This is a genomic window from Streptomyces sp. NPDC048417, assembly GCF_040651615.1.
Lineage (GTDB): Bacteria > Actinomycetota > Actinomycetes > Streptomycetales > Streptomycetaceae > Streptomyces.
The window spans coordinates 120,464-145,640 of record NZ_JBEZKI010000025.1 but is presented as its reverse complement, the minus strand read 5'-3'; the positions used below and the strand labels follow the sequence as shown (position 1 = coordinate 145,640).

Annotated in this window: 19 protein-coding genes; 8 read left to right on the top strand and 11 right to left on the bottom strand. The window is 71.0% G+C overall.

The window, feature by feature from the left end:
* Positions 1-20: 20 nt before the first annotated feature.
* Both AB0D59_RS34715 and AB0D59_RS34710 read right to left on the bottom strand, forming a co-directional pair.
* The gene (locus AB0D59_RS34715; protein ID WP_362574264.1) at positions 21-413 is read right to left on the bottom strand and encodes a hypothetical protein; all 393 of its coding nucleotides are present in this window, start codon (positions 411-413) and stop codon (positions 21-23) included.
* A gap of 146 nt (positions 414-559) precedes the next feature.
* Positions 560-4,348 (bottom strand): ABC transporter ATP-binding protein, encoded by a 3,789-nt coding sequence (locus AB0D59_RS34710; protein WP_362574262.1) that lies wholly within the window; start codon positions 4,346-4,348, stop codon positions 560-562.
* 304 nt (positions 4,349-4,652) lie between these two features.
* Here AB0D59_RS34710 and AB0D59_RS34705 point away from each other — a divergent pair, with 304 nt between their 5' ends.
* From AB0D59_RS34705 to AB0D59_RS34685, 5 genes are all read left to right on the top strand, one after another.
* Positions 4,653-6,368 carry an MOSC and FAD-binding oxidoreductase domain-containing protein gene (locus AB0D59_RS34705; protein ID WP_362574260.1) on the top strand — a complete coding sequence of 572 codons (1,716 nt, stop codon included), beginning with the start codon at positions 4,653-4,655 and terminating at the stop codon, positions 6,366-6,368.
* 125 nt (positions 6,369-6,493) lie between these two features.
* A complete protein-coding gene (locus AB0D59_RS34700; RefSeq protein ID WP_362574259.1) occupies positions 6,494-7,339 on the top strand; it encodes a serine hydrolase in 846 nt (281 codons plus the stop codon).
* A gap of 163 nt (positions 7,340-7,502) precedes the next feature.
* Positions 7,503-8,540, top strand: a complete 1,038-nt coding sequence (locus AB0D59_RS34695) for an esterase-like activity of phytase family protein (protein ID WP_362574257.1) — start codon at positions 7,503-7,505, stop codon at positions 8,538-8,540.
* 129 nt (positions 8,541-8,669) lie between these two features.
* Positions 8,670-11,003 carry a glycosyltransferase family 39 protein gene (locus AB0D59_RS34690; protein WP_362574256.1) on the top strand — a complete coding sequence of 778 codons (2,334 nt, stop codon included), beginning with the start codon at positions 8,670-8,672 and terminating at the stop codon, positions 11,001-11,003.
* 138 nt (positions 11,004-11,141) lie between these two features.
* Positions 11,142-11,948 carry an endonuclease gene (locus tag AB0D59_RS34685; protein ID WP_362574254.1) on the top strand — a complete coding sequence of 269 codons (807 nt, stop codon included), beginning with the start codon at positions 11,142-11,144 and terminating at the stop codon, positions 11,946-11,948.
* Positions 11,949-12,002: 54 nt separating this feature from the next.
* On the opposite strand, the gene AB0D59_RS34680 is transcribed toward AB0D59_RS34685, so the two are convergent.
* Positions 12,003-12,542 carry a Uma2 family endonuclease gene (locus AB0D59_RS34680; protein WP_362574252.1) on the bottom strand — a complete coding sequence of 180 codons (540 nt, stop codon included), beginning with the start codon at positions 12,540-12,542 and terminating at the stop codon, positions 12,003-12,005.
* 194 nt (positions 12,543-12,736) lie between these two features.
* Here AB0D59_RS34680 and AB0D59_RS34675 point away from each other — a divergent pair, with 194 nt between their 5' ends.
* Positions 12,737-13,093, top strand: a complete 357-nt coding sequence (locus tag AB0D59_RS34675; protein ID WP_362574249.1) for a peptidase inhibitor family I36 protein — start codon at positions 12,737-12,739, stop codon at positions 13,091-13,093.
* 55 nt (positions 13,094-13,148) lie between these two features.
* On the opposite strand, the gene AB0D59_RS34670 is transcribed toward AB0D59_RS34675, so the two are convergent.
* The 6 genes from AB0D59_RS34670 to AB0D59_RS34645 form a co-directional block, all read right to left on the bottom strand.
* A complete protein-coding gene (locus AB0D59_RS34670) occupies positions 13,149-13,928 on the bottom strand; it encodes an SDR family oxidoreductase (RefSeq protein ID WP_362574246.1) in 780 nt (259 codons plus the stop codon).
* Positions 13,929-14,035: 107 nt separating this feature from the next.
* The gene (locus AB0D59_RS34665; RefSeq protein WP_362574243.1) at positions 14,036-14,815 is read right to left on the bottom strand and encodes a SprT family zinc-dependent metalloprotease; all 780 of its coding nucleotides are present in this window, start codon (positions 14,813-14,815) and stop codon (positions 14,036-14,038) included.
* Positions 14,816-14,819: 4 nt separating this feature from the next.
* A complete protein-coding gene (locus AB0D59_RS34660) occupies positions 14,820-16,643 on the bottom strand; it encodes an ATP-binding protein (RefSeq protein ID WP_362574241.1) in 1,824 nt (607 codons plus the stop codon).
* 212 nt (positions 16,644-16,855) lie between these two features.
* A complete protein-coding gene (locus AB0D59_RS34655) occupies positions 16,856-18,547 on the bottom strand; it encodes a thiamine pyrophosphate-binding protein (protein ID WP_362574238.1) in 1,692 nt (563 codons plus the stop codon).
* Positions 18,544-19,512 (bottom strand): agmatinase, encoded by a 969-nt coding sequence (speB, locus tag AB0D59_RS34650; RefSeq protein ID WP_362574235.1) that lies wholly within the window; start codon positions 19,510-19,512, stop codon positions 18,544-18,546. The genes AB0D59_RS34655 and speB overlap by 4 nt, the downstream gene beginning before the upstream one ends.
* A gap of 57 nt (positions 19,513-19,569) precedes the next feature.
* The gene (locus AB0D59_RS34645; protein ID WP_362574232.1) at positions 19,570-21,027 is read right to left on the bottom strand and encodes a sodium:solute symporter; all 1,458 of its coding nucleotides are present in this window, start codon (positions 21,025-21,027) and stop codon (positions 19,570-19,572) included.
* 106 nt (positions 21,028-21,133) lie between these two features.
* On the opposite strand from AB0D59_RS34645, the gene AB0D59_RS34640 reads away from it, so the two are divergent.
* Positions 21,134-22,699 carry a PucR family transcriptional regulator ligand-binding domain-containing protein gene (locus tag AB0D59_RS34640; RefSeq protein ID WP_362574229.1) on the top strand — a complete coding sequence of 522 codons (1,566 nt, stop codon included), beginning with the start codon at positions 21,134-21,136 and terminating at the stop codon, positions 22,697-22,699.
* Between the two features lie 65 nt (positions 22,700-22,764).
* Positions 22,765-23,553: a phosphatase gene (locus AB0D59_RS34635; RefSeq protein WP_362574226.1), complete on the top strand. Its 789-nt coding sequence runs from the start codon at positions 22,765-22,767 to the stop codon at positions 23,551-23,553.
* Positions 23,554-23,695: 142 nt separating this feature from the next.
* Here the strand turns inward: AB0D59_RS34635 and AB0D59_RS34630 are convergent, their stop codons facing one another.
* On the bottom strand, positions 23,696-24,025 hold the full coding sequence (locus AB0D59_RS34630; protein ID WP_362574224.1) for a hypothetical protein: 330 nt from the start codon (positions 24,023-24,025) through the stop codon (positions 23,696-23,698).
* Positions 24,026-24,148: 123 nt separating this feature from the next.
* Positions 24,149-25,174, bottom strand: coding sequence for a cation diffusion facilitator family transporter (locus AB0D59_RS34625; protein ID WP_362574222.1), 1,026 nt, complete (start codon positions 25,172-25,174; stop codon positions 24,149-24,151).
* Positions 25,175-25,177: the final 3 nt, after the last annotated feature.

Below are 25,177 nucleotides of genomic sequence, written 5' to 3'. Positions count from 1 at the left end.
GATTAGGGGCGTAAGGGCGTTCAGCACAGAATCCAGCCGGAACTCACCGAGCCGCGGCCGACCGCGCCCTTGACCCAGACGCACCGGTGCCCGGCATGCACGGTCACCGGGCCCGCGTGGTACCTGTACTTGCCCTTGTCGACGACCGGGCGGTTGCCGCGGGCCTGGACGCTGACGGACATCATGCGCTTGCCGCCGGACGACTTGGGGAGCGTGATCGCGCAGACGTAGCCGCCCTGCCGGTAGATGTGCACGGTGCCGGTGGCGAAGGGCAGGGTCCGCACCTGGCGCCCGGCGCAGTTGCCCGCCGTCACGGCCTGCGCCTCGGCCGGCACCACGAGGGCGAGCGCCCCGGAGGCGGCCAGCACGGCCGCACCGAGCGCCAGCCGCCGCCGTATCGCACCACTGTCCACAGTCGTCCCCTCCCGCACCGCACCGCAGCTGTGCCCCAGCCATGACCGTACTGATGTACGGACGCACGACATATGTCGGATGGTTGCACGACCGTCGGCGACCCGGTCACCCGCCCTGGACCATGTCGGGTGGGGACGCCGCCGGCTCAGCGGGTCGCGGCGACGGGCTCCTCCGGTTCCTCGGACTGGCCGACGAAGGTGCGCCACAGTGCGGCGTAGCGGCCGTCGCGGGCGAGGAGTTCGTCGTGGGTGCCGTCCTCGGCGACCCGGCCGTGGTCCATGACCACCACCCGGTCGGCGCGGGCCGCGGTGGTCAGCCGGTGGGCGACGACCAGGGTCGTACGACGGCCCGCGAGGCGGTCGGTGGCGATGTTGACCTGGGCCTCCGTCGCCAGGTCAAGGGCTGCCGTCGCCTCGTCGAGGAGCAGGACGTCGGGGTCGACGAGTTCCGCCCGGGCCAGGGCGATCAGCTGGCGCTGGCCCGCCGAGAGGTTGCGGCCGCGCTCGGCCACCTCGTGGAGGTAGCCGCCGTCGAGGGTGGCGATCATCTCGTGGGCGCCGACCGCGCGGGCCGCCGCCTCCACCTCGGCGTCGGTGGCGTCCGGGCGGCCGTAGGCGATGGCGTCCCGGACGGTCCCCTGGAAGAGGTACGCCTCCTGCGGGACCACTCCGAGCCGGTGCCGGTAGGAGGTGAGGTCCAGGGTGCGCAGATCCGTGCCGTCGACCGTCACCCGGCCGCCCGTCGGGTCGTAGAACCGCGCGACCAGCTTGACGAGGGTCGACTTGCCGGCGCCGGTCTCGCCGACGAAGGCGACCGTCTGCCCGGCGGGGATGGTCAGGTCGATGCCGCTCAGGGCCGCCTCGCCCTCGTCGGCGGCCCCGTACGCGAAGTGCACGCCCTCGAAGGCGATCTCGCCACGGAGTTCGGGCACCTCCAGCGGCTGGTCCGCCGCCCGCGTCGAGGTCTGCTCGCGCAGCAGTTCCTGGATACGGCCGAGGGAGACGGTGGCCTGCTGGTAGCCGTCGAAGACCTGGGAGAGCTGCTGGACGGGGGCGAAGAACAGGTCGATGTAAAGGAGGTAGGCGACCAGGGCACCGGTGGTGAGGGTGGCCGCCTCGACCCGGTGGGCGCCCGCCATCAGCACGCCGGCCGCCGCCACCGACGAGAGCAGCTGGACGAACGGGAAGTAGACCGATATCAGCCACTGGCCGCGGATACGGGCCCTGCGGTAGCTCTCGCTGCGCTCGGTGAAACGGCGGCCGCTGTCGCCCTCGCGCCGGAAGGCCTGCACGATCCTGAGGCCCGACACCGACTCCTGGAGGTCGGCGTTGACCACCGACACCCGCTCACGGGCGAGCTCGTACGCCTTCACGCTGGCCCGGCGGAAGAAGAAGGTCGCGACGATCAGCGGGACCAGGGTGGTGAAGACGACCAGCGCGAGCTGTACGTCGATCACCAGCAGGACGACCATGATGCCGAAGAAGGTGACGACGGAGACGAAGGCGGTGACCAGCCCGGTCTGCAGGAAGGTCGAGAGCGCGTCGACGTCGGTCGTCATCCGGGTCATGATCCGGCCGGTCAGCTCCCGCTCGTAGTAGTCGAGTCCGAGCCGCTGGAGCTGGGCGAAGATCTTCAGCCGGAGCGAGTAGAGGACGCGTTCGCCGGTACGGCCGGTCATCCGGGTCTCGCCGATCTGGGCCGCCCACTGGGCCAGTACCGCGAACAGCCCCAGCAGCGAGGCCGCCCACACCGCGCCGAGCGCCATCTTGGTGACGCCCTGGTCGATGCCGTGCCGGATCAGCACCGGCAGGAGCAGGCCCATGCCGGCGTCCACGGCGACCAGCGCGAGGCTGACGAGCAGGGGACGCCCGAAGCCGTGCAGCAGCCGACGCAGACCGTAGGAGTCCTCGGGGCGTACGGCCCGGGCCTCGTCGATGCCGGGGGTGTCGGTGGCCGGCGGCAGCGCGTCGACCTGGGCGAGGAGTTCGGGGGTGGCAGGGGTGCCGGCGAGGGCGAGGTCCCTGGGCGTACGGTCACCGGTCCACAGGCGCGGGGTCACGCCTCGCTCGGCGTCGAACTCCGCGTCGAGTTCGTCCCGGACCGTCGTGTCCTCGTGCGGGATCACGGGGAGGGCGTGGCCCGGGGAGACCCCTCCCAGCTCGTCGGGGTCGGTGAGCAGCCGGCGGTAGAGGGCGGACCGCTCCTGGAGCTCCTCGTGGGTGCCGATGTCGGCGAGCCGGCCGCCGTCGAGGACGGCGATGCGGTCGGCGAGGTTGAGGGTGGAGCGGCGGTGCGCGATGAGAAGGGTGGTGCGGCCGCGCATCACGTGCTTGAGCGCCTCGTGGATCTCGTGCTCCACGCGGGCGTCGACGGCCGAGGTGGCGTCGTCGAGGACGAGCAGGCGGGGGTCGGTCAGCAGGGCGCGGGCGAGGGCGACGCGCTGGCGCTGGCCGCCGGACAGGGTGAGGCCCTGCTCGCCGACCTTGGTGCCGTAGCCCTCGGGCAGCTCGGCGATGAAACGGTCCGCCTGGGCGGCGCGGGCGGCTTCCCGGATCTCCTCGTCGGTCGCGTCGGGGCGGCCGTAGGCGATGTTGTTGCGGACCGTGTCGGAGAAGAGGAAGGAGTCCTCCGGTACCAGGCCGATGGCCGCCCGCAGCGAGTCGAAGGTCAGCTCGCGGACGTCGTGGCCGCCGACCAGGACGGCGCCGTGGGTGACGTCGTAGAAGCGCGGCAGGAGCAGGGAGACCGTGGACTTGCCGGAGCCGGAGGAGCCGACGACGGCGAGGGTCTCGCCCGGCCGGATCTCGAAGCTGAGCCCTCGGAGGACGGGGCTGGTCTTGCCGGGGGCGCTGTCGTACCCGAAGGACACGTCGTCGAACTCGACGGTCGCGGGCGCGTCGGCCGGCAGGGTCTTCGTGCCCTCCGTCAGGGTCGGCTCGGTGTCGATCAGCTCCAGGACGCGCTCGGTGCCGGCGCGGGCCTGCTGGCCGACGGTGAGGACCACGGCGAGCATCCGGACCGGGCCGACCAGCTGGGCCAGGTAGGAGGAGAAGGCGACGAAGGTGCCGAGGGTGATGTGACCGCGGACCGCCAGCCAGCCGCCGAGCGCCAGCATGGCGACCTGGCCGAGAGCCGGGACGGACTGCAGGGCCGGGGTGAACCTGCTGTTCAGCCGTATGGTGCGCAGGCGCCCCGCGAAGAGCCGGCGGCCGACCTCCCGGAGCTTGCCGGTCTCCTGGTCCTCCTGCCCGAAGCCCTTCACCACGCGGACACCGCTCACGGCACCGTCGACCACGCCGGCGACGGCGGCGGCCTGGGCCTGGGCGTACCAGGTGGCGGGATGGAGCTTGCCGCGGCTGCGCTTGGCGATCCAGTACAGGGCCGGGGCGACGGCCAGGGCGACCAGGGTGAGCGGCGGCGACAGCCAGGCCATGATCCCGAGGGAGATCAGGAAGAGGAGAACGTTGCCGATGGTCATCGGCAGCATGAAGAGCAGGCCCTGGATCAGCTGGAGGTCGCTGGTGGCGCGGCCGACCACCTGCCCTGTGGACAGCTCGTCCTGCTGCCGTCCGTCGAGCCGGGTGATGGTGTCGTACATCTCGGTCCGCAGGTCGTGCTGGACGTCGAGGGCGAGCCGGCCGCCGTAGTAGCGGCGGACGTAGGTGGCCACGTAGACGAGGACGGCGGCGCCGATCAGCGCGCCCGCCCAGGGTCCCATGGACCGACTGTGGTCACCGATCACGTCGTCGATGATCACCTTGGTGATCAGCGGTACGACGGCCAGCACGGCCATACCGGCCAGCGAGGACCCCAGCGCGAGCACGACGTACCTGGGATGCCGCCAGGCATACCCCGCCAGCCTGCGCGCCCAGCCCTGCCGCTCCCCCTGTTGCGCTGCCACGCGGTGCCTCCCGTTCGCCCTCTTCTTCCGCATGGCCACAACACGGACGGAACCGGATTTCATCCCTCCGCAACAATTCTCGGTCTGTGGTCGCAGGGGGGTCGGTCGCTGGTCGCAGGCGCCTCGGTCCGCGGACCCGGTCCGCCGCCTCCGCGGCCGGCGGGGTTCGACCTCGTGGTCGTCCTCCGTCCCGTGGTCGTCCTCCGTCCCGTGGTCGTCCTCCGTCCCGTGGTCGTCCTCCGTCCCGTGGTCGTCCTCCGTTCGCGGAATCCCGGTGGCGGCAGCAGGATGCAAGACCAGGAGGGTCCTGACGGCCGGGCACCCGCGGGAGGTCGCCATGGGGACGTTGCTGTCCGTCAACGTGGGGCTGCCGAAGGACGTGCCCTGGCAGGGGCGGACCGTCCGGACCGGGGCGTGGAAGACGCCCGTGTCCGGCCGCCGCATGGTGCGGCGGCTGAACATCGAGGGAGACGGCCAGGGCGACCTGGCCGGGCACGGCGGCGAGATCCGGGCCGTGCTCGTCTACCAGCTGGACTCCTACCAGTACTGGCGCAAGCGGCTCGGCCGCGACGACCTGACCTTCGGGATCTTCGGGGAGAACTTCACCGTCGACGGCCTGCCCGACGACGAGGTGTGCATCGGCGACCGGTACCGGATCGGCGAGGCGGAGTTCGAGGTCACCCAGCCACGCGTCACCTGCTACCGCGTCGGCATGCGCCTGGGCGAGCCCACCATGGCCGCCCTCCTGGTCGCCCACCACCGCCCCGGCTTCTACCTGCGGGTGCTCACCGAGGGACACGTCCGGGCCGGCGACGAGATCACCCTCACCCGCAAGGGGCCGGGAGAACTCAGCGTCGCCGACACCGACGCGCTGCTCTACCTCCCCGGCCGCGACCCCGCGAAACTGCGCACCGCGCTGGACATCCCCGCCCTGAGCCCCGGCTGGCAGCAGTCCTTCCGTGAGCTCGCCGCCGCCGGGCAACCCGGGGAGGACGAGCCGGGGTGGCCTGGCTTCCGGCCCCTGCGCGTCGCCCGTATCGTCCGCGAGACCGCCGACATCTCCTCCGTCTACCTCGACACCGCCGACGGCACCCCGCTGCCGGCGGCCCGCCCGGGCCAGTACCTCTCCGTCCGCCTCACCGCCGGAAAGGCCGCCCACGAGGTACGCAGCTACTCCCTGTCCTCGGCGCCCCCGGCCGGCGGCTACCGCATCAGCGTCAAGCACGAACCCCACGGCAAGGTCAGCGGCTACATCCACGCCGGGCTCCGCCCCGGGGACCTCGTGGACGTCGCCGCCCCGCGCGGCACGTTCGTACTCGAGGAAGGCACCGGCCCGGTCGTCCTCGCCTCCGCCGGCATCGGCGCCACTCCCGTGCTCGCCATGCTGCACCGGCTCGCCGCGGCCCGGGACCCGCGTCCCCTCTGGTGGCTGCACACCGCCCACGACCGCACCCACCACGCCTTCGCGGCCGAGGCCCGGGCCCTCCTCTCCCGGCTCCCCGACGCCCACGAGCACCTCTACTACACGGCCGACGGCCCACGCCCCGGCGAGGGGCGGGTCACCCGGGGCCGCCCGACCGCCGCGTCGCTCGCCGCCCTGGGGATCCCGCCCGACGCCGACGCCTACCTGTGCGGACCGACCGCCTTCATGGACGACCTCGACGGCATCCTGCGCGACCTCGGGCTGCGCCCCGAGCGGATCCACACGGAACGGTTCAGCGCGCTCACCGCCATCAACCCCGGCGTCACCCCCACCGCCGCGGTCCGGCCGCACCAGCCCTCCGGTCCGCCGGGCCCCGGCCCACTCGTCACCTTCGCCCGCAGCGGCGTCACCACCCCGTGGTCACCCGCCCACGCCTCGCTCCTCGAACTCGCCGAAGCCTGCGACGTCCCCACCCGCTGGTCGTGCCGCACCGGCGTCTGCCACACCTGTGTCACCCCGCTGGTGACAGGCGACGTCGTCTACACCACCCCGCCGCTCGAACTCCCCGAGCCCGGCACCGTCCTCGTCTGCTGCAGCACGCCGGCCACCGAGGCCGTCCTCGATCTCTGACCCGGGCGGCACGGCCGCGACAGCCGCGGCGACCGGCGCCTGCGCCGTCGCCGTGCCGGTAACGACTCGTCAAACCCTCCCCCGCCCGTACAACCATTCGTGCGAACTCGCGAGTCAATCCGGGTATGACACACCGGATATCCAGACGCGCCAAGGTGCTGGTGGCGATCGCAGGCGGGGCCGCGTTCACCGCGGGGGTGGCCGCACCCGCCTCGGCAGCCGCTCCCACCGTCAGCTGCACGTCCGCGAAGGCGGGCCTGGCCGCGAAGCTGAAGAAGGACATCACCGCGGCGATGGCGAACCGCAAGGGGACCATCGCCGTCGGGCTCTACGACCGGTCCACGAAGACCACGTGCACGCTCCGTGCCACCACCCACTACGACTCGGCGAGCACCGTGAAGGTGACCGTGCTGGCCACGCTGCTGTGGGACGCCAAGAAGCACAACCGCTACCTGACGGCCACCGAGCAGTCACTGACCAAGGCCATGATCACCAAGTCGGACAACGACGCGACCACGAAACTGTGGAAGCAGCTCGGCCTGACGAAGATCAAGGGATTCCTGACGGCCGCCGGGATGACCCAGACCACCCCGGGCACAGGCGGCTACTGGGGCCTCACCCAGATCGACGTCCACGACGAGCAGCGGCTGCTCACCATGATCACCGCCAAGAACACCGTCCTGAGCGACAACTCAAGGGCGTACATCCAGAAGCTGATGGGACAGGTCGTCTCGTCCCAGCGCTGGGGCACCCCGTACGGCGTCCCCTCCGGGGTCTCCGTGCACGTCAAGAACGGCTGGCTGTCGCGCTCCACGCACGGCTGGCGGGTGCACAGCCTCGGCACGTTCAAGGGCGGCGGCCACGACTACATGATGACCGTGCTGACCCACGACAACAGCACCATGAACTACGGGATCACCACGATCCAGGGCATCGCGAAGGCCATCCACAAGGACCTGGCGGCGAGTTGAGCCCGCTCGGGCCATGGCCGGAGTGCGCTCCGGCCATGCCCCGGCCCTGGTCCTGCCCTGGTCCTGCCCTGGTCCATCCCTGATCCAGCCCTGATCCAGCCCTGACCCGGCCTTTCATGAGCGGGTCTCCCGCCCTTCACCGATCCGGCTTACGGTGACGGCCATGCGCCTGCGAACCGTACTCGCCACCGTCACCGCCGGCCTGGCGGCGGCCACCTGTCTGTCCGCCGCCGGGCCCGCCGCCGCGTCGGCCAAGTCCGCCCCGGCCAACGCCTGTTCGTCCACGGTCTCCATCGACGGCTTCTCCGACGCCCTCGACAAGACGACCTTCGAAGGAACCTTCGTCGGCAACTTCTCCGCGCTCGCCCTGGACCGGCACGGCTTTCTGGCCGCCCTCTCCGACCGCTCCTCGCTCTTCGACCTGGACGCGAAGACGCTGGCGCCGAAGAAGGTGGTCCAGCTCGCCGACGAGAACGGCGCCGCGCTGGACTCCGAGGGCCTGGTCGTGGACCGCGACGGCACCCGGCTGATCACCTCCGAGACCGAGCCCTCCATCCGCCGTTACTCGGTGGACGGCGAGATCCTGGACCGCCTCCCCGTGCCGCCGTCGCTGCTGGTGTCCCCCGCCGGGCGGGCCACCACCAACCAGACCTTCGAGGGCCTGACCCTCCTGAACGGCGGCCGCACCCTGCTGGCCTCCATGGAGTACGCCCTCTCCGGCGACACCGCCGGGATCGTCCGCTTCCAGACCTGGCAGCGCACCAAGGGCGACCACTTCAGGCTGTCGGCCCAGTACGCCTACCGGACCGACGACCCGATCCTCGGCGTCCCCGAGGTCCAGGCGCTGCCCGACGGCCGCCTGCTCGTCCTGGAACGCGGCTTCACCGCCGGCGTCGGCAACACCGTCCGCCTCTTCCTGGCCGACCCGCGGCACGCCACCGACACCAGCGGCATCGAGAACCTCACCGGGCAGGCCGGCGTACGGCTGATCGGGAAGACCCTGCTCACGGACATCGCGACCTGCCCGACCCTGGGCGCCACGGCCAAGCAGCCGCAGTCCAACCCGCTCCTCGACAACATCGAGGGCATGGTGGTCACGGGCCGCTCCAAGGGCGCGTACAAGGTCCTCCTGGTCAGCGACGACAACCAGAACGCGGCCCAGACGACCCGGTTCTACCGGCTGTCGGTCCGCGCGCACTGAGACAGCGGCCCTGGAGGGCGGTCGCATCCGGGGATCACCGGCCGCCCTCTTACCCATATCTCACCCACCCACAGCTTGCGCCCAGGATCGGCACAGCCCTCACCCATCGGCCGTCTGCAAGGTGGGCTGGTGACATCTGCCACCGATCCCATTCCCCCCACGACCGTGTCCCCCGACTGGGCGCCGCCCACGGCGACCCCCGCGGCTCCCCTGCCGGACAAGGCACCGCGCTGGTCGCTGCCCGCGCTGATCGCGATCCTGATCCTGGCGGCGGTGCTCTACTCCTGGAACCTCTCCGGTTCCAACATGAACACCTTCTACAGCGGCGCCATCTGGGCCGGTACGAAGAGCTGGAAGGCCTGGTTCTTCGGTTCGCTGGACCCGGGCAACTTCCTGACCGTCGACAAACCGCCGTTCGCCACCATGGTCATGAGCCTGTCGTGCCGGATCTTCGGCTTCGGGACCTGGCAGATGATGGTGCCGCAGGTCGCGGCCGGCCTCGGCGCGATCTGGATCCTGCACGCGAACGTGAAGCGGGTCTGGGGGCACGGCGCGGCGACCGTCGCCGCGCTGGTGCTCGCGCTGACCCCGATCACCGTCGCGATCAACCGCGACAACAACCCCGACACGATCCTGGTCCTCCTGATGGTCGCGGGCGCGGCGCTCGCGTTCCGCGCCACCCGTGACGAGAAGCTGCTCCCGCTGCTCGGCTCGGCGGCCTGCTTCGGTCTCGCCTTCAACACCAAGCTGCTCGCGGGCTGGATCGCGCTCCCGGCCGTCTTCGCGCTCTACCTGTACGCGTCGAAGGCCCCCTGGGTGAAGCGGATCGTCAACCTGGCGCTCGCCGCGGTGGTGCTGGCCGTCTCCAGCTTCTGGTGGGCGATCGCCGTCTCCCTCGTCCCGGCCTCCGACCGCCCGTACATCGGCGGCTCCACGGACGGCTCGGCCTGGGACCTGATCATGGGGTACGACGGTCTCGGCCGCGTCTTCGGCGGCGAGGGCAACGGCGGCGGTGGCGGGGGCGGCGGCGGAGGCGGCGGCTTCTCCGGCTCCGCCGGTCTCGGCCGGATGTTCAACGACATCCTCGGCGGCCAGATCTCCTGGCTGCTGCCCTTCTCCGCGATCGCCCTGATCGGCGGCCTGGTGCTGTGCGGCCGCGCTCCCCGCACCGACCTGCGCCGGATGGCGCTGGTCCTGTGGGGCGGCTGGACCCTCCTGCACTACGTGATCTTCGCGACCGCGCAGGGCACCATGCACCCGTACTACACGACCGCGCTGGCCCCGGGCATCGCGGCGCTGTGCGGCGGCGGTGGCGTGATGCTGCTGGACGCGTTCAGGAACGACAAGCGCTGGATCTGGGTCCTCCCGGCCGCCTTCGGCGTCACCGGCATCTGGGCGATCGTCCTGCTCCGTCGCGCCTCCGGCTGGAACACCTGGCTGTGGCCGACGATCGGCGTCCTGACGGTGGCCGGCATCGTGGGCATGATCCTCCTCCGGTCCGGCAACCGGGCCCGTCTCCTCACCGCCTCGGTGGCGGCTGCCGTGATCGCGGCACTGGCCGGTCCGACGGCATACGCGGTGGCGGACCCGTTCGGCGGCTCCGCCGGCGGTGGCATGGGCGGTACGAACCCGACGGCCGGCCCCTCGACGGGCAGCGGCGGCTTCGGCGGCGGCAACCGGGGCGGCTTCCCTGGCGGGCAGAACGCAGAGGCCGGCGGCGAGATGGGCGGCGGCTTCCCCGGCGGCACGAACGGCGAGGCGCCGGGCGGCGGTACGGGCACGGCCGGCGGCACCGGCGGTCCTGGCGGCGCCAACGGCCAGGCGCCCGGCGGCACCCAGCAGGGCGGTGGCTTCCCCGGCGGCACGAACGGCGAGAGGCCGGGCGGCGCGGCCGGCGGTGCCGGTGGCACCGGCGAGGCGGGCGGCACCCCGCCGAACGGCACCGGCGAGATGGGCGAGGCGGGCGGCACCACCGGTCAGCGCGGCGGCTTCGGCGGCGGCGGTATGGGCGGCGGTAGGGCCGGCGGCGTGAGCAGCGACCTGATCGCCTACCTGAAGAAGCACATGGACGGCGCCACCTGGCTGCTCGCGGTCTCCAACTCCCAGTCCGCGGCCCAGATCGAGCTGAGCGCCGAGGAGCCCGTGATCTCCATGTGGGGCTTCACCGGCACCGACGAGGCGATGACCGTCGCCAAGCTGAAGGAACTGGTGAAGGCGGGCAAGCTGCACTACATCCAGGTCGGCGGCGGCGGTATGGGCATGGGCGGCAACAACACGCTCAGCTCCGCGGTGACCAGCTGGGTGCAGAAGAACGGGACGGCGGTGAAGGAGAGCGCGTACAGCAAGACCACGAGCACGACGGAGAGCTCGACCTCGACCTCCAAGTCCTCGACGTCTTCGTCCACTTCATCCACTGCGTCCACCTCGACGCTCTACCGGCTGGACCCGTCGGACGTCAGCTGACGTAATCCCGACGCCCGAAGAGGCCCCCGACCACACGGTCGGGGGCCTCTTTTTACGTCCTGTTCACCACAGCGTCCTCATGTTCATGTCACCCTCCTTCTTGCCGCCTCATCAACCCGCGTAGATGGGAAACTCTTTATGCTGGCGACACGCATACGACACTGGAAGTCGGTGGCGCTGACGACGGCCGCCGTTCTGGTCGGCCTGACCGCCCCGGCGCTGACGGCGACTCCGGCCGCCGCGACGACCACCGCGTACGACTCGACGTACTACAAGAACGCGATCGGCAAGACGGGGACGAGCCTCAAGTCGTCCCTGCACACGATCATCAGCGCGAACGTCACCAAGCTGTCGTACTCGGCCCTGTGGGACGCCCTGAAGAAGACCGACCAGGACCCGAACAACAGCAGCAACGTGATCCTGCTGTACTCGGGTATCTCGCGCAGCAAGACCCTCAACGGCGGTGACAGCGGCGACTGGAACCGTGAGCACGTGTGGGCGATCTCGCACGGCGACCTCACCACCTCCACCGGCCCCGGCACGGACCTGCACCACATCCGTCCCGAGGACGTGGCGGTCAACGGCAAGCGCGGCAACCTCGACTTCGACGACGGCGGCTCCACCTTCACCAACAGCGGCGGCAGCAAGGTCGACTCGGACTCCTTCGAGCCGCGCGACGCCGTCAAGGGCGATGTGGCCCGCATGATCCTCTACATGGCGGTCCGCTACGAGGGCGACGACGGGTTCGCGAACCTGGAGCCCGACGACAAGGTCGCCAACGGCTCCAACCCGTACATCGGCAAGCTCTCGGTCCTCAAGCAGTGGAACGACGAGGACCCGCCGGACTCCTTCGAGGAGAACCGCAACGACGTCATCTACAGCGCCTACCAGCACAACCGGAACCCGTTCATCGACCACCCGGAGTGGGTCGAGGCGATCTGGTAGGAGCCGGGAGAAACGACGGCCGTACAGGTGCGCCTGTACGGCCGTCGTCGCAGGTCACCGTTCGCGTGCGTCGCGAGTGGGAAACGTGCTGGTATCGATCTTCACGCGTTCTCCCGTGGCCAGTGTGAAACTGACCGTCTCACCGTACGGAACCTCGACGGCCTGTCCGTAGCCGGAGGGCTGCGGCTCCGACAACAAGGTGACCGCCTTCTTGAAGGGATCCGCGATCATGTAGAAGTCGATCCCGAACCGTCCGTACTTCTGGACATTTCGCACGTAGTCCTTCTCGTCCGCGGGCTCGGAGGGAACCTCGACCACCGCGAGCACGTCGAGGCAGGAGTAGCTGTTCTTCCGGCGCTCCGCGTCGAAGCCGACGACGGTGAGATCCGGAGCCGCGTCGTTCTCTCCGGGAAACGTGATGAGCACGTCCCCGAAGACCCGCTCGCGAGCGATACCCGCGGCCTTGACCGCATCCTTCACATCGGAAACGGTCCAATCCTGCTCGGGGCTCTGCGGGGTCATGATCACCCTTCCGTCGAAGACCTCGACCTTGAAGCCTTCGGGGATTCCGCCTCGCTCGATCAGGTCGCTCATGATGGACACGGCAGCTCACCTCCTCCCTGCATTATGTCGCTCGCCCCACACCTCCGGTGATGTTGAACGACTAGTTCGCTCACACAGGTGAAGCCGATCTTGGACTCGGGCGCGTCCGGGTGATCGCCCAGGAGCATGGGGACGCCCCGGTGGTTCCGCCGGGGCGTCCCCAACTCCCTTTTTCGGAGCGTCCCGTGAAGTTTCGTAGCTGGTCCCTCGCTGCCGCGCTCGCGCTGACCGCGCTGGTGGTGCCCGCGCAGAGCGCCTCCGCGCAGGCGGCCGCCGCCCCCTCCTGTCCCGACGGCTCGGTGTGCTTCTGGAGCGGGGAGGGCTTCGGGGGCGACTACTGGGAGTGGACGGCCCGCAGCGGCTACCGCGACATGCCGCCCAACCTCCACGACCACGTGGGCTCCTTCGTCGCCTCCACCCGCTCCTGCCTCGTCAACTGGTCCCCGACCGAGAAGCGCGACACCTTCAACGGCGACTGGCGCTCCCAGTACCTCGGCGACTTCGGCGGCCGCATCGACGGGGTGGGCGCCGGCGCCTGCTGAACCGGTCACCGACCCCGGGCCGCGGCACCTGGTGAGTCGGGCCGTACGACCGCACTCACCAGGTGGGGACGAAGCCGCCGTCGATGCGCAGGTCGCTTCCGACGATGTTGGCGGCACGGTCACCGGCCAGGAACACCACCAGGTCGGCGATCTCCGACGGCCGGGAGAAGCGGCCGCTGGCGGTCGATGCCGCGGCCTGTGCCATGACCTCGTCGGGGCGCAGACCCGCCGCGGCCGAGACAGTGTCCGCGACGCCCCCGCCGCCGAGCCACAGGTCCGTCTCGACCGGCCCGGGGCTGACGCTGTTGACGCGTACGCCCCGGGGCCCGTACTCCTTCGACAAGGCCTTCGAGAAGTTCACCAGCGCCGCCTTGGCCGCGCTGTAGTCGACCACCAGCGGATCCGGCAGTTCGGCGTTGACCGAGCCGATGTTCACGACGGAGCCGCGGCCGGCCTCCAGCATGCGTGGCAGTACCGCCCGGGTGACCGCGAGCGTGGCGAAGAAGTTGACCTCGAAAGTCCGCCGCCACTCGGCGTCGCTCACCTCAAGGAAACCGCCCGGCCGGGCCGGGGCGGCGCCTACGTTGTTGACCAGGATGTCGATGCGTGGCCCGGCCGCGTCCGCCAGGCGCTCCGCGCTGTCCGGCTCGGTCAGGTCGACCCTGACCCACCGGGCGCCGCCCGCCTTCACCAGCGCGTCGAGCCCGGGCGACGAGGTCCGTGCCGCCGCGACCACCTCGGCCCCCTCCGCCACCAGGGCCTCGGCCACGGCCAGGCCGATGCCCTTGCTCGCGCCGGTGACCACGGCCGTCCGGTCCTGCAGTTCACCTGTCATGGGCCTGCTCCTCGTCCCGCTCGGTCCTGGCACTGCCCCCAGCCTCCCCTCCGGAGCGCCGGAGCGGCTCCACCCACTGCGGATTCAGCGGGGGAGTTCAGCTCCGCTTACCGAATATCCCCCATCCAGAGTCGCCGCCCCAGTTCGTCGAGGTCCGCCCGCCGCTCTTCGTACTCGGGCAGCGCAATCCGCGGCAGCCGCCAGAAGTCCTCTCGGTGCCCGGAAACTTTCACGTGGGCCAGTTCATGTGCGATGACGTAGTCGATCAGATGCATGGGCAGCTGGAAGAGCGGCCACCCGAGACTCATCAGCCCCGTGGCGCCCGACCTGTCCGGCAGCGGCCTATAAGAACCCCACCGATCCCCCAGATCCCGCACCTCGACTTCCGGCTCGGTCACACCCATGCGCGCTGCCCAAGGCTGAAGCCGATGTCCCGTCCAGTTCCGGCCGGCCCGGCAGTACCAGTCGACAAGCGCTGCCCGCCCCGCCCGCGGCTCCGCCGCCAGGTCCGGGCCCATGACAAGGCGCCCCGCAATCAACCGGACCCCTGTGGCCGCCCCTTCCGCACCGGACACGGCCAGCCGATGCGTCCGACCCAAATAGCGGAAGACCTCTCCGTCGGCGAGCTGTTTGACAGGGCTGAGCGGGCGAGTACGCTCCCGGTCCCGCCGCTTGGTCAGCAACCAGTCGCGGTGAGCTCGTACGAACTGCTCCGCCTCAGCCGTCGAACGCCCGGCAGGGGTGTGAAGGGTGAGGGTCGCGTCAGTCTCGACAGTCAGAGCAAACCGTTTCCTGCGGGCGCTGGCGCGCACCCGCAGATCCAGCCCGTCCACAGTGAGCAGGGCTTCAGGGGCGGAAGACGTCGAAGGATCGGCTGGCGCGGTCACGCGTCTATTCTCCCCTCGCCCTGCCCCGAAACTGCCGAAGGTTGTCCTGCGCGAAGGACGCCAGTCGCTCCGCCGCGTTCTCCAACGGCGCCCAGTCCGCCCCCAGAGGCCGGACACCGCCGCTGAGCAGAACGTCGTGGAGGTCTCCGGCCAGCATGCTGATGTCCTGGTGCTGCCCCTGGTACGACGGCCTGGCCATGGCCCGGGTGGCCGTGTCGCACACGTTGCCCGTGAGCTGCCTGATGTCTCCGCTGTCTGTCAGCCTGATCCCAGGGGTGTCCTCCAGGATCTGCTCCACCAGCCGGTACACCTTCCGTTCGAGCGGCGTGAGACCGGCGAGTTCCGGGGACTCCTCCTGCTCTTGCCTGGCCTCCTCGATCAGCGGGCCGAACTCCTCCATCTGCTCCTCGAAGCGGCCCGGCATCGTGCGCAGGATCTCTTCCAGGCGTTTGGAGAGCCGCTCGTACTTCGCGGGGTCCTCCCGCTTCGTCCGCTCCTCCAGATGGAAGCGGAGCGCATGGCCCATCTCAGCCGCGGCCTCCTGCGGCGGCAGCCGCCGCACGGCGTCGTCGAAGGTGAGTGCAGTGAGCGAGACAGGCGGAATGACCTGATCGATCTCCGGGTCCTCGAGATGGTCGGCAATCATGGCCCGGACCTTGCGCCCATACCGGCGAAGCGTGAATGTGCCGCCCCCGTCATCCCGGCACAGACGCCTTACCAGTCGTCGCGCGATCTGCCCCTCCAGGAGAGCCGGAACCGCGCCGAAGGCCCCCGCGAGATACGACTGCGTGAGGTCCTCGTCCTCGCCCGGCTCCACATCTGTGAGCGGATACAGCTCGGTCCCCCCGTCCTTGTCCTTCTGCGTCAGCCAGACCTGTCCGGGATCGAGGAGCCGCTCGCCACTTGGGGTGGTGAGCACCGTCGCGTGGTGGGACGTGAAGACCAGCTGAGCCCCCTTGGGATTCGCGTAAGGGTCGTGGAAGAGCCGGACGACCTCTGCGGCGAAACGGGAGTGCAGGCTGGCGTCGAGTTCGTCGACGAGCAGGACCGCGCCTTCGTCGAGGGCGAGAAGCAGAGGACCCAGGAGGGCGAACCAGGAGCGGGTGCCGTAGGACTCCTCCTGCCAGTCGAAGGAAACGTCCCCGGCGGCCGAATGGTGCGTCAGCTTCACCGCGTCCTGGCCCGGACCGTCCTGGACCACCGTCGCTCCGGTGATGCCGAGGTCTGCGACCCTCAACAACTCCTGGATCCTGGCGGCTCTTGGACCCGACAGTTCCTTCGTGGTGTACTGCGCGCGCTCGTCCCGCTCGACCTCAGGACTGATCATCCAGAAGTTGCGCCGGAACCAGTGGAAGATCGGAGAGAGCTGCGGGTGGTTGTCTGTGCCGGCCGTGGAGAGCAGCAGGGCGTTCGGCCGCGTTCGCCGCACAAGCTGGGCCCGGTCCCTGACCCGCCCGCCGGGCCATTTGAAGACATCCGACCGGGAGGCGTCGCGGTCGAGCCATTCCTGACGCCGACCGCGCGGGTAGCTGTGCAGCCACTCGGACTCGACACGCTTGGCACCGAGCTCGAAGCCGTACGTCCAGCGGACCGAGTCGATGACGACGTCGACCTCGAAGAAGGAGGGTTCGCTCTCGCTCTTGGGGCTCAGAGCGAAGACCTGGCGCGGGATGCCGTCGTAAGAGGCCCAGCGCGCATAGGAGTTGAGGACCGCGTTGCGCATGTCCGTCATCGCGGTCAGCACGTTCGACTTGCCGGAGGCGTTGGCCCCGAAAATACCGATCAGTGGGAGGACAGAGATGGATCCGCCGCCCGCAAGATCCACCACGTTCGCCGACCCGCCCTGTCCGTCGCCATGCGCGACGAAGGACAGCTCCTGCTCGCTCGCAGGGACCGTACGTTCGCGACGCGGAACCGCAGCAGCACGCTGTCCTCCTCTCCGGGCTCAGAGTGGCCGCATCCGACATCGGCCCGACCGGGACGCCTGCGACCTCACGGAACATATCCCGTGCAGGCCACCACGGACAGCCGATCGGGTGATCAATCCGAGCCCAGATGCGTCGGCGCGAACATCCGCAGCAGGGCCGGGAGTACGACCACCGAGGGGCCGGGGGCGGCCAGGGCCTTCGCCAGGTCCGTCTCCAGGGTCTCCGGGGTGGTGCGGACGCCGGGGACGCCGAAGGACTCGGCGAGCGCCACGTAGTCGGGGCGGGCCAGTTCCGTCGCCGTGGCCTCGCCGAACGAGCCCGTCATGTACTCGCGCAGGATGCCGTAGCCGCCGTCGTCGACGATGAGCCAGGTGACCGGGAGGTCGTGCTGCCTCGCCGTCGCCAGTTCCGCGATGGAGTAGAGGGCGCCGCCGTCGCCCGAGACCGCGAGGACCGGGCGGGTCGGGTCGGCCGCGGCCGCGCCGAGCGCCGCCGGGAAGCCGTAGCCGAGACCGCCGGCACCCTGGGCCGAGTGCATGAGGTTGGTGCCCTGCGGGTCGAACGCCGACCAGGCCCAGTAGGCCAGGATCGTCATGTCCCAGAAGGAGGGGGACGTCCGCGGCAGGGCCCGGCGGACCGCCGCCAACACGTCCTGTTCCAGGGTGAGTTCCTGGGCGGAGATGCGCTCCGAGACCCGGGAGAGCAGGTCCCGTACCCGGTCGGCCGCCGTGTCGTCCTCGCGGGGCGACACCGTCTCCAGCAGCGCCTGGAGGGCGAGCCGGGCGTCCGCGTGGATGCCGAGCGCCGGGTGGTTGGCCTCCAGTTTGCCGAGGTCCGCCTCGATCTGGATGACCCGGCCCCGGGGCTTGAACGTGTGGTAGTTCGAGGAGAGTTCACCCAGGCCCGAGCCCACGACCAGCAGGACGTCCGCGTCCTCCAGGAAGTCCGTGGTGTGGCGGTCCTCCAGCCAGGACTGGAGGGAGAGCGGGTGGTTCCAGGGGAAGGCGCCCTTGCCGCCGAAGGTGGTGACGACCGGCGTATTCAGCGTCTCGGCCAGCTGCCGCAGCTTGCCCGACGCGTCCGCCCGTACCACTCCCCCGCCCGCGATGATCGCCGGGCGGGCCGCGCGGGACAGCAGGTCGGCCGCCACCGCGGTCAGTTCGGGGCGCGGCGGCAGCTCGTCCGGGGTGGCGTCCATCGCCGTCACCACCGGGAGCGGCGTCGGGGCCAGCAGTACGTCCTGCGGGATCTCCACCCACACCGGGCCGTGGGGGGCGGAGAGGGCCGACTTCCAGGCCGCCGCGAGGGCGGAGGGGATCTGCGACTGGGTGCGGACGGTGTGCACCGACTTCACCACGCCGCGGAAGGAGGCCGCCTGGTCCGGGAGTTCGTGGAGGTAGCCGTGCCGGCCGCCGCCGAGGCCGGCCGTGGGGATCTGGCTGCTGATCGCCAGCACGGGCGCGGAGGCCGAGGCCGCCTCCTGGAGCGCGGCCAGTGAGGTCAGCGCGCCGGGGCCGGTCGACAGCAGCAGCGGGGCCGCCTCGCCGGTGATCCTGCCGTACGCGTCCGCCGCGAAGCCCGCGTTGTTCTCCACCCGCAGGCCGACATAGCGCAGCGACGAGCGGCGCAGGGCGTCGAACATGCCGAGGGCGTGCTGGCCGGGCAGTCCGAAGACCGTCGTCGCGCCGAGCCCGGCCAGCGTCTCCACGACCAGGTCCCCGCCGTTGCGGCCGGCGGGCGGGTCGAGGGCTGCGGCCGTCTGCGCCTGCGTCGGGCGGAGCACCAGGTCGTGGTCGTGGGTCACTTCGAACGAGCCTCGGCAATCTGTCGGGTCATGATCGTGGTCAGTTCGTACGCCGTGTGCGAGGCCGCCACCGACGTGATCTCCGCGTGGTCGTACGCGGGGGCCACCTCGACGACGTCCGCCGAGACGAGGTTGCAGGAGGAGAGTCCGCGCAGGATCTCCAGCAGCTCCCTGGAAGTCATACCACCCGCTTCCGGCGTGCCGGTGCCGGGGGCGTGGGCGGGGTCCAGGCAGTCGATGTCGATCGAGATGTACAGGGGGCGGTCGCCGATGCGCTGGCGGAGCTGGTCGGCCACCTCGTCGGCGCCCCGGCGGTAGACGTCCGCCGAGGTCACGATGCCGAAGCCCATCTTCTCGTCGTCGGTCAGGTCCTGCTTGCCGTACAGCGGACCGCGGGTGCCGACGTGGGAGAGGGCGGAGGTGTCGAGGATGCCCTCCTCGACCGCCCGGCGGAACGGGGTGCCGTGGGTGTACTCGGCGCCGAAGTAGGTGTCCCAGGTGTCCAGGTGGGCGTCGAAGTGGAGGAGGGCGACCGGGCCGTGCTTCTTGGCCACCGAGCGGAGCAGGGGGAGAGCGATGGTGTGGTCGCCGCCCAGGGTCATCAGCCGGGCGCCGGTGCCGAGCAGCTGGTCGGCCGCCGCCTCGATGGTCTCGACGGCCTCGTTGATGTTGAAGGGGTTGACGGCGATGTCCCCGCCGTCCGCGACCTGCGCCAGGGCGAAGGGGGACGCGTCCTGGGCCGGGTTGTAGGGGCGCAGCAGCCGGGACGCCTCGCGGATGGCGTTGCCGCCGAAGCGGGCGCCCGGCCGGTACGAGACACCGGAGTCGAACGGCACGCCCACCACCGCGACGTCGGCGGTACCGACCTCGTCGAGACGGGGCAGCCGGGCGAAGGTCGCGGGACCGGCGTACCGCGGGACGCGGGAGGAGTCGACGGGGCCGCGGGGTGTCTCGTTGCTGCTCATGAGGTCATGCCTTCTTTCCTACGCTTCGTCGCGTATGTACTGCTTGTGTCTACGACTTTACTGGGCGGCCGGGACCGGTTCGGACACGAGTTCGGGAGCTGCGCGGCCCGCGAGCCGTTCCCGCCAGTTGGCCAGCACGGCCGCGTCGGTCGGCCTGGTCGCCAGGGAGACGGCGACATACGCGGCCAGGGAGGAGAGGAGGCCGTAGTAGACGGGCTCGTTGGCGAGGATGCCGTAACCCGCCATCAGGCCGATCACCGCGAGGCCGCCGACGGTCACGGCGGCGAGGGCGCCCTGGACCGTGCCGCGCTTCCACAGCAGCCCGCCGAGGATCGGCACCAGGAGGCCGCCGACCAGCAGGTTGTACGCCACGGTCAGCGCCTCGACGACGTTGTTGAGCGCGATGGCCGTGCCGATCACCCCGACGCCCATGATCAGGATGAAGACGCGGTTGCCCCGCACCTCGTCATGGTCGCCGGACCTTGCCCTCCCCCGGATCCGCGACCAGATGTCGTTGTTGGCGACGGTCGCGCAGGCGATCAGCGCGCCGGAGGAGGTCGACATGACCGCGGCCAGGGCGGCGGCCAGCACCAGCCCCCGTACCCCGATGGGGAGTTCGTCCTTGACGATGGTCGCGAAGGCGTCGTCCGGGCTGCCCAGCTTCGGGTACAGCACCTTGGCGGCCGTACCGATCACGGCACCGGCGAGGGCGTACACCAGGCAGTAGGTGCCGGCGACCGTGCCGCCCCACTTCGCCGTCCGGTCGCCCCGCGCCGTGAACACGCGCTGCCAGATGTCCTGGCCGATGAGCATTCCGAACGTGTAGATCAGCACGTAGGTGAAGATCGTCTCGCCGCCGATGCCCAGCGGGTCGAAGTACGTCGTCGGCAGCTTGGCCTTCATCTCGGCGAAGCCGCCGGCCTTGACCACCGCGATCGGCAGCAGCAGGAGCAGCACGCCGATGGTCTTCACCACGAACTGCACCATGTCCGTGAGCGTGATCGACCACATGCCGCCGAGCGTCGAGTAGGCGACGACGATCGAGCCGCCGATGACGATCGCGAGCGTCCGGTTCATGTCGAAGAGGACGTCGAAGATCGTGGCGTACGCGATGGTCGAGGTGACGGCGAGCATCAGGGTGTACGCCCACATCACGACGCCCGAGATCACGCCGGCCCGGCCGCCGTACCGCAGGTCCAGCATCTCGGAGACCGTGTACACCTTGAGGCGGGCGATCCGGGCCGAGAAGAAGACCGACAGGGCCAGCAGCCCGAGGCCGATGGTGAAGACCATCCAGGCGCCGGAGAGGCCGTACTGGTAGCCGAGGCCCACGCCGCCGATGGTGGACGCGCCGCCCAGGACGATCGCGGCCATGGTGCCGGAGTACATGGCGGGGCCCAGGCGGCGGCCCGCCACCAGGAAGTCGCTCTTGGACCTGGCGCGGCGCATGCCCCACCAGCCCATGGCCAGCATGCCGGCCAGATAGATCACGATCACTGCGTAGTCGACGGCCACAGGGCCCTCCTTCGGTGGGGGTCTCGCCGGCGGGTGACGGACACCGACACTAGGTGGCCGGAAAGCGGCTGCGAAGTGTACGTTTCATCCATTCGAGCCTCGCCGGATGGAGAGAACGCACACCATGCCGGACCCCGCTGTTCCGCCCACGCCCCCGGTGCCCCTCGCGGCCCTGCTGGCCCGTGAGGACCTGGCCCTGCGCCAGATCGCCGGGCCGTCCGACCCGTCCCTGGTGGTCCACTGGGCGCACACCTCGGAGATGGCCGACCCGTACCCCTACCTGCTGGGCGGGGAGCTGCTGCTGACGGCCGGGGTGCACATCCCGGACGCGGCGGGTTCGGGCACCTACTTCGACGACTACGTGTCACGGATCGTGGCGGCGGGCGGCGCGGCCCTCGGCTTCGGGCTGGCCCCCGTCCACGACACGGTCCCGCGCGCGCTCGTCGCGGCCTGCGAGGCGTACGACCTCCCGCTCGTCGAGGTCCCGCCGGGAACCACCTTCTCCGCCGTCGCCCGCGCGGTCTGGCAGCTGATGGCCCAGGCCCGCCTCGCCGAGCTGCGCCGGGTCACCGAGGCCCAGCAGAGCCTCGCGGCAGCCGCCGCCCGCCCCGACCCGGTGCCGTCGGTGCTGCGACAGCTGGCCCAGCGGATGGGTGGCTGGACCGCCCTGTACGGCCCGGAGGGAGCGGAGATCGCCTCGGCGGGGCGAGAGCCTCAGGCACCGGTGCGCGGCTCGCTGGCCGAGCTGACGGAGGTGGTACGACCGTCGGGCCCGGGCACCCCCACCTCGGCGACCCACGCCACGGCGGGCATCCACCTCGCGGCCTACACCCTCAGCACCGGCTTCGTCCTCGGGGTGGCCACCCCGGCCCGCGAACCGGGCGACCACACCATCGCCTCGGTGGCCACGGTCCTGCTCACCCTCCTCACCGGCGAACAGCACAGCGGCTCGGGCGCGGCCCGGAACGCGGCACTCGTGCGACTGCTGATGGGAAGCAGTCCGGAGGAAGTGACACCGCTGCTGGGCAGGGGGGACACCTGGTTCGTCGTAGATGCCTGCCTGAACGACCAACGGGACCATGCCAACCTCCTAGGGGCGCGGGACCCTGCCGATATGCGGCTCCGCCGCGGGGCGCGACCAGCCCCCACTCACCCGCACCCGCCCGACCTCCTCGCCGCCACCGCACTGGGCGCCACACTCGGCTCCACCCTCATCGACCCCGTAGGGGAAAACGTACGCATCTTGCTCCCCACCACCCAAGAACCCGAACCACAGCCCGGCTGGACCCTGGGCGTCAGCGCCCCCGTCCCCGCACACCAACTCCCGGCCGCCGCCGCGCAAGCGTCCCGCGCCCTGGCCCGCGCCCGAGCGACCCGCACCCCCTTGGTCCGGCACAGCACCCGCCCCGCACTGGACGACCTGATCCCGGCAGAGGAGGCCCACGCCCACGCCCGCGCCCTCCTCGGCCCCCTCGCGGAGCACCCCGCCCTCGTCGACACCCTCCGCACCTGGCTCTCCCTGCACGGCAGTTGGGACCGCACGGCGGTGGCACTCGCCGTCCACCGCAACACCGTGCGCCAGCGCATCGCCCGCTGCGCGGCGCTGCTCGGTGCCGAACTCGACGACCCGGACGTACGGATGGAGCTGTGGTTCGCGCTGCGGCAGGAGTGAGTGACGCGCGTCCCAGCGGGCGATACGCAGGGAAACCGCGCAGCGCCCTGCCCCACAATGGAGCCATGCCGATACCCGGGACACCCAGCCGCGCCGAGCTCGTCGAGCACCTTGTGAAGACCCGTATCGCGGGCGATGTCGCCACGCCCCGCGAGAACAACCTGCTCCACTACCGCAAGCTGGCCAACGGCGAGCGCAACTGGTGGCTCGGACTGGAACTCGGCGACCGCTGGACCGACGAGCAGGACGTGCTGGCCGTGATGGCCGAGCGGGTCGGGGTGAACGACGATCCCGAGTACCGGTACGGCCAGGACACCATCGACCCCGAGCTGACCGTGGACGGTCTGGACCGGCTGGCGGCACGGCTGCGCAAGGCCGCCGAGGGGCGGCAGCGGGTGCTGTTCGCGACCGGGCACCCGGGCGGCCTGCTGGACGTGCACCGGGCGACGGCGGCCGCCCTGCGCGCCGCCGGCTGCGAGATCGTGGTCATCCCGGACGGGCTGCAGACGGACGAGGGATACGTCATGCAGTTCGCCGACGTGGCCGTCCTGGAGCACGGGGCGACGCTGTGGCACACCCACTCCGGTGAGCCGATGAAGGCCATCCTGGGCGGCCTCGAGCGCGAGGGGCGCCCGCGGCCCGACCTGGTCGTCGCCGACCACGGCTGGGCGGGGTACGCGGCGCAGGCGGGCCTGGACTCCGTCGGTTACGCCGACTGCAACGACCCGGCGCTGTTCCTCGCCGAGGCGGAGGGCACCCTCCAGGTGGCCGTACCGCTCGACGACCACGTACTCAGCCCGCGGTACTACGACCCGATGACCGCGTACCTGCTGTCGGAGGCGGGGCTGGCGTAACCGGGCCCGACCGGGCGAGGTGCGGCCCCCGCGGACGGGAACCGCACCTCGTGGCCTGGCCTAGAACCCTGAATCCCTGGTCTGTTCGCGGAACTGACTGGTCTGTTCGCGGAACTGGCTGGTCTGTGCACGCCCGGTCGGCTCAGAACCCGAAGCCGCCGAACCCACCGAAGCCGCCGTATCCGCCGAACCCACCGAAGCCGCCGTATCCGACGGTGGGGACGACCACGACGGGGACGACCGCGACGGGGGCGTAGCCGTAGCCGCCGTAGCCGAAGCCGCCGTAACCACGGCAGTTGTTGAACCCGCCGCCGAAGCGGGAGTTGCAGCCGAAGCCGCCGGTGACCACGCTCTGGTGAGTGGAGGCGGGGGCCGCCGAGGCGGTGCCCGCGGCGCCGATCGCGGCTCCACCGGCCAGCAGCAGGCCGGCGGCAGACATCGCGGCGATGCGCCTCGCGCGCTGTACTCGCATGGGAAATACCTTTCTGCCGGACTTACGTCCGCTACGCGGCACGTCCGCTATGCGGCACATGCACTGTGCGGCATTTCACTCATAGAGCTTAATCTCGGACAAGTCGCCCGGCACTTCGGGCGCTCACCGCCCGTGATCGACCGAGGTCGCGGGCCCCGGGGTGGGGTCCAGGTAGACCCGGCCGATCATGGGGAACGCGGCCCGCAGCCGCTGCTCGGCCCGCTCGCAGGCCCACTCGATCTGGGCCGCCGTCGACACGTCCCGGAAGTCCACCTTGGCCGCGACCAGCGCCTCGTTCGGGCCCTGCACCAGGGTGGTCAGCTCCAGTACGGCCACGATGTGCTCGGACTCCAGCAGCTCCGCGCGGATCCGCTCCCGCACCGGCCTCGGCAGCGGCCGGCCGATGAGGAACTCGGCGTTCGACCGGCCCAGCACCCAGGCGACGTACAGCAGGAGCACGCCGATGAGGAGGGAGGCGAGGCCGTCCCAGACGCCGGAGCCGGTCAGCTGCCCGCCGAGCAGGCCGCCGGCCGCGAGCACCAGGCCGACGAGCGCCGCCGAGTCCTCCATCACCACGGCCTTCACGGCGGTGTCGGGGGTGCGCCGGAGATACAGCCTGAACGACACCCGGAACCGGGCCGCCTCCCCGTACGCCTGCTTGAGCCCCGTACGCAGGGAGAACCCCTCCAGGACGAAGGCGACCGCGAGGACGATGTACGACACCAGCGGGTTGCCCAGTTCCTCGCCCGCGGCCAGGGTGTGGATGCCGTCGTAGAGGGAGAAGACCGCGCCGCCGACGAAGGTGGCGACGGCGGCCAGCATGGCCCAGATGTACCGCTCGGGGCCGTAACCGAACGGATGGTCCTCGTCGGCGGGTTTCTCGCTGCGTTTGAGTGCGGTGAGCAGCAGCAGCTCGGTGACCGTGTCGGCGACCGAGTGCGCCGCCTCGGAGAGCATCGCGCTGGACCCGCTGATCACCCCGGCGACCGCCTTGGCGAGGGCGATCCCGAGGTTGGCGACGGCGGCGACGATCACCGTGACGGTGCTCTCGCCGCCACTCTGTTCGGCTCCGCCGCTCTGTTCGACTTCGCCGCTCTGTTCGGCTCCGCCGCTCTGTTCGACTTCGCCACTCTGTTCGGCTTGGGACATGCC

Excerpts from the sequence above, each read along its gene's own strand:
- AB0D59_RS34710 (WP_362574262.1), bottom strand. The coding sequence starts at position 4,348 with ATGCGGAAGAAGAGGGCGAACGGGAGGCACCGCGTGGCAGCGCAACAG.
- AB0D59_RS34705 (WP_362574260.1), top strand. The coding sequence starts at position 4,653 with ATGGGGACGTTGCTGTCCGTCAACGTGGGGCTGCCGAAGGACGTGCCC.
- AB0D59_RS34700 (WP_362574259.1), top strand. The coding sequence starts at position 6,494 with ATGACACACCGGATATCCAGACGCGCCAAGGTGCTGGTGGCGATCGCA.
- AB0D59_RS34695 (WP_362574257.1), top strand. The coding sequence starts at position 7,503 with ATGCGCCTGCGAACCGTACTCGCCACCGTCACCGCCGGCCTGGCGGCG.
- AB0D59_RS34685 (WP_362574254.1), top strand. The coding sequence starts at position 11,142 with ATGCTGGCGACACGCATACGACACTGGAAGTCGGTGGCGCTGACGACG.
- AB0D59_RS34680 (WP_362574252.1), bottom strand. The coding sequence starts at position 12,542 with ATGAGCGACCTGATCGAGCGAGGCGGAATCCCCGAAGGCTTCAAGGTC.
- AB0D59_RS34670 (WP_362574246.1), bottom strand. The coding sequence starts at position 13,928 with ATGACAGGTGAACTGCAGGACCGGACGGCCGTGGTCACCGGCGCGAGC.
- speB (WP_362574235.1), bottom strand. The coding sequence starts at position 19,512 with ATGAGCAGCAACGAGACACCCCGCGGCCCCGTCGACTCCTCCCGCGTC.
- AB0D59_RS34640 (WP_362574229.1), top strand. The coding sequence starts at position 21,134 with ATGGAGAGAACGCACACCATGCCGGACCCCGCTGTTCCGCCCACGCCC.
- AB0D59_RS34635 (WP_362574226.1), top strand. The coding sequence starts at position 22,765 with ATGCCGATACCCGGGACACCCAGCCGCGCCGAGCTCGTCGAGCACCTT.
- AB0D59_RS34630 (WP_362574224.1), bottom strand. The coding sequence starts at position 24,025 with ATGCGAGTACAGCGCGCGAGGCGCATCGCCGCGATGTCTGCCGCCGGC.
- AB0D59_RS34625 (WP_362574222.1), bottom strand. The coding sequence starts at position 25,174 with ATGTCCCAAGCCGAACAGAGTGGCGAAGTCGAACAGAGCGGCGGAGCC.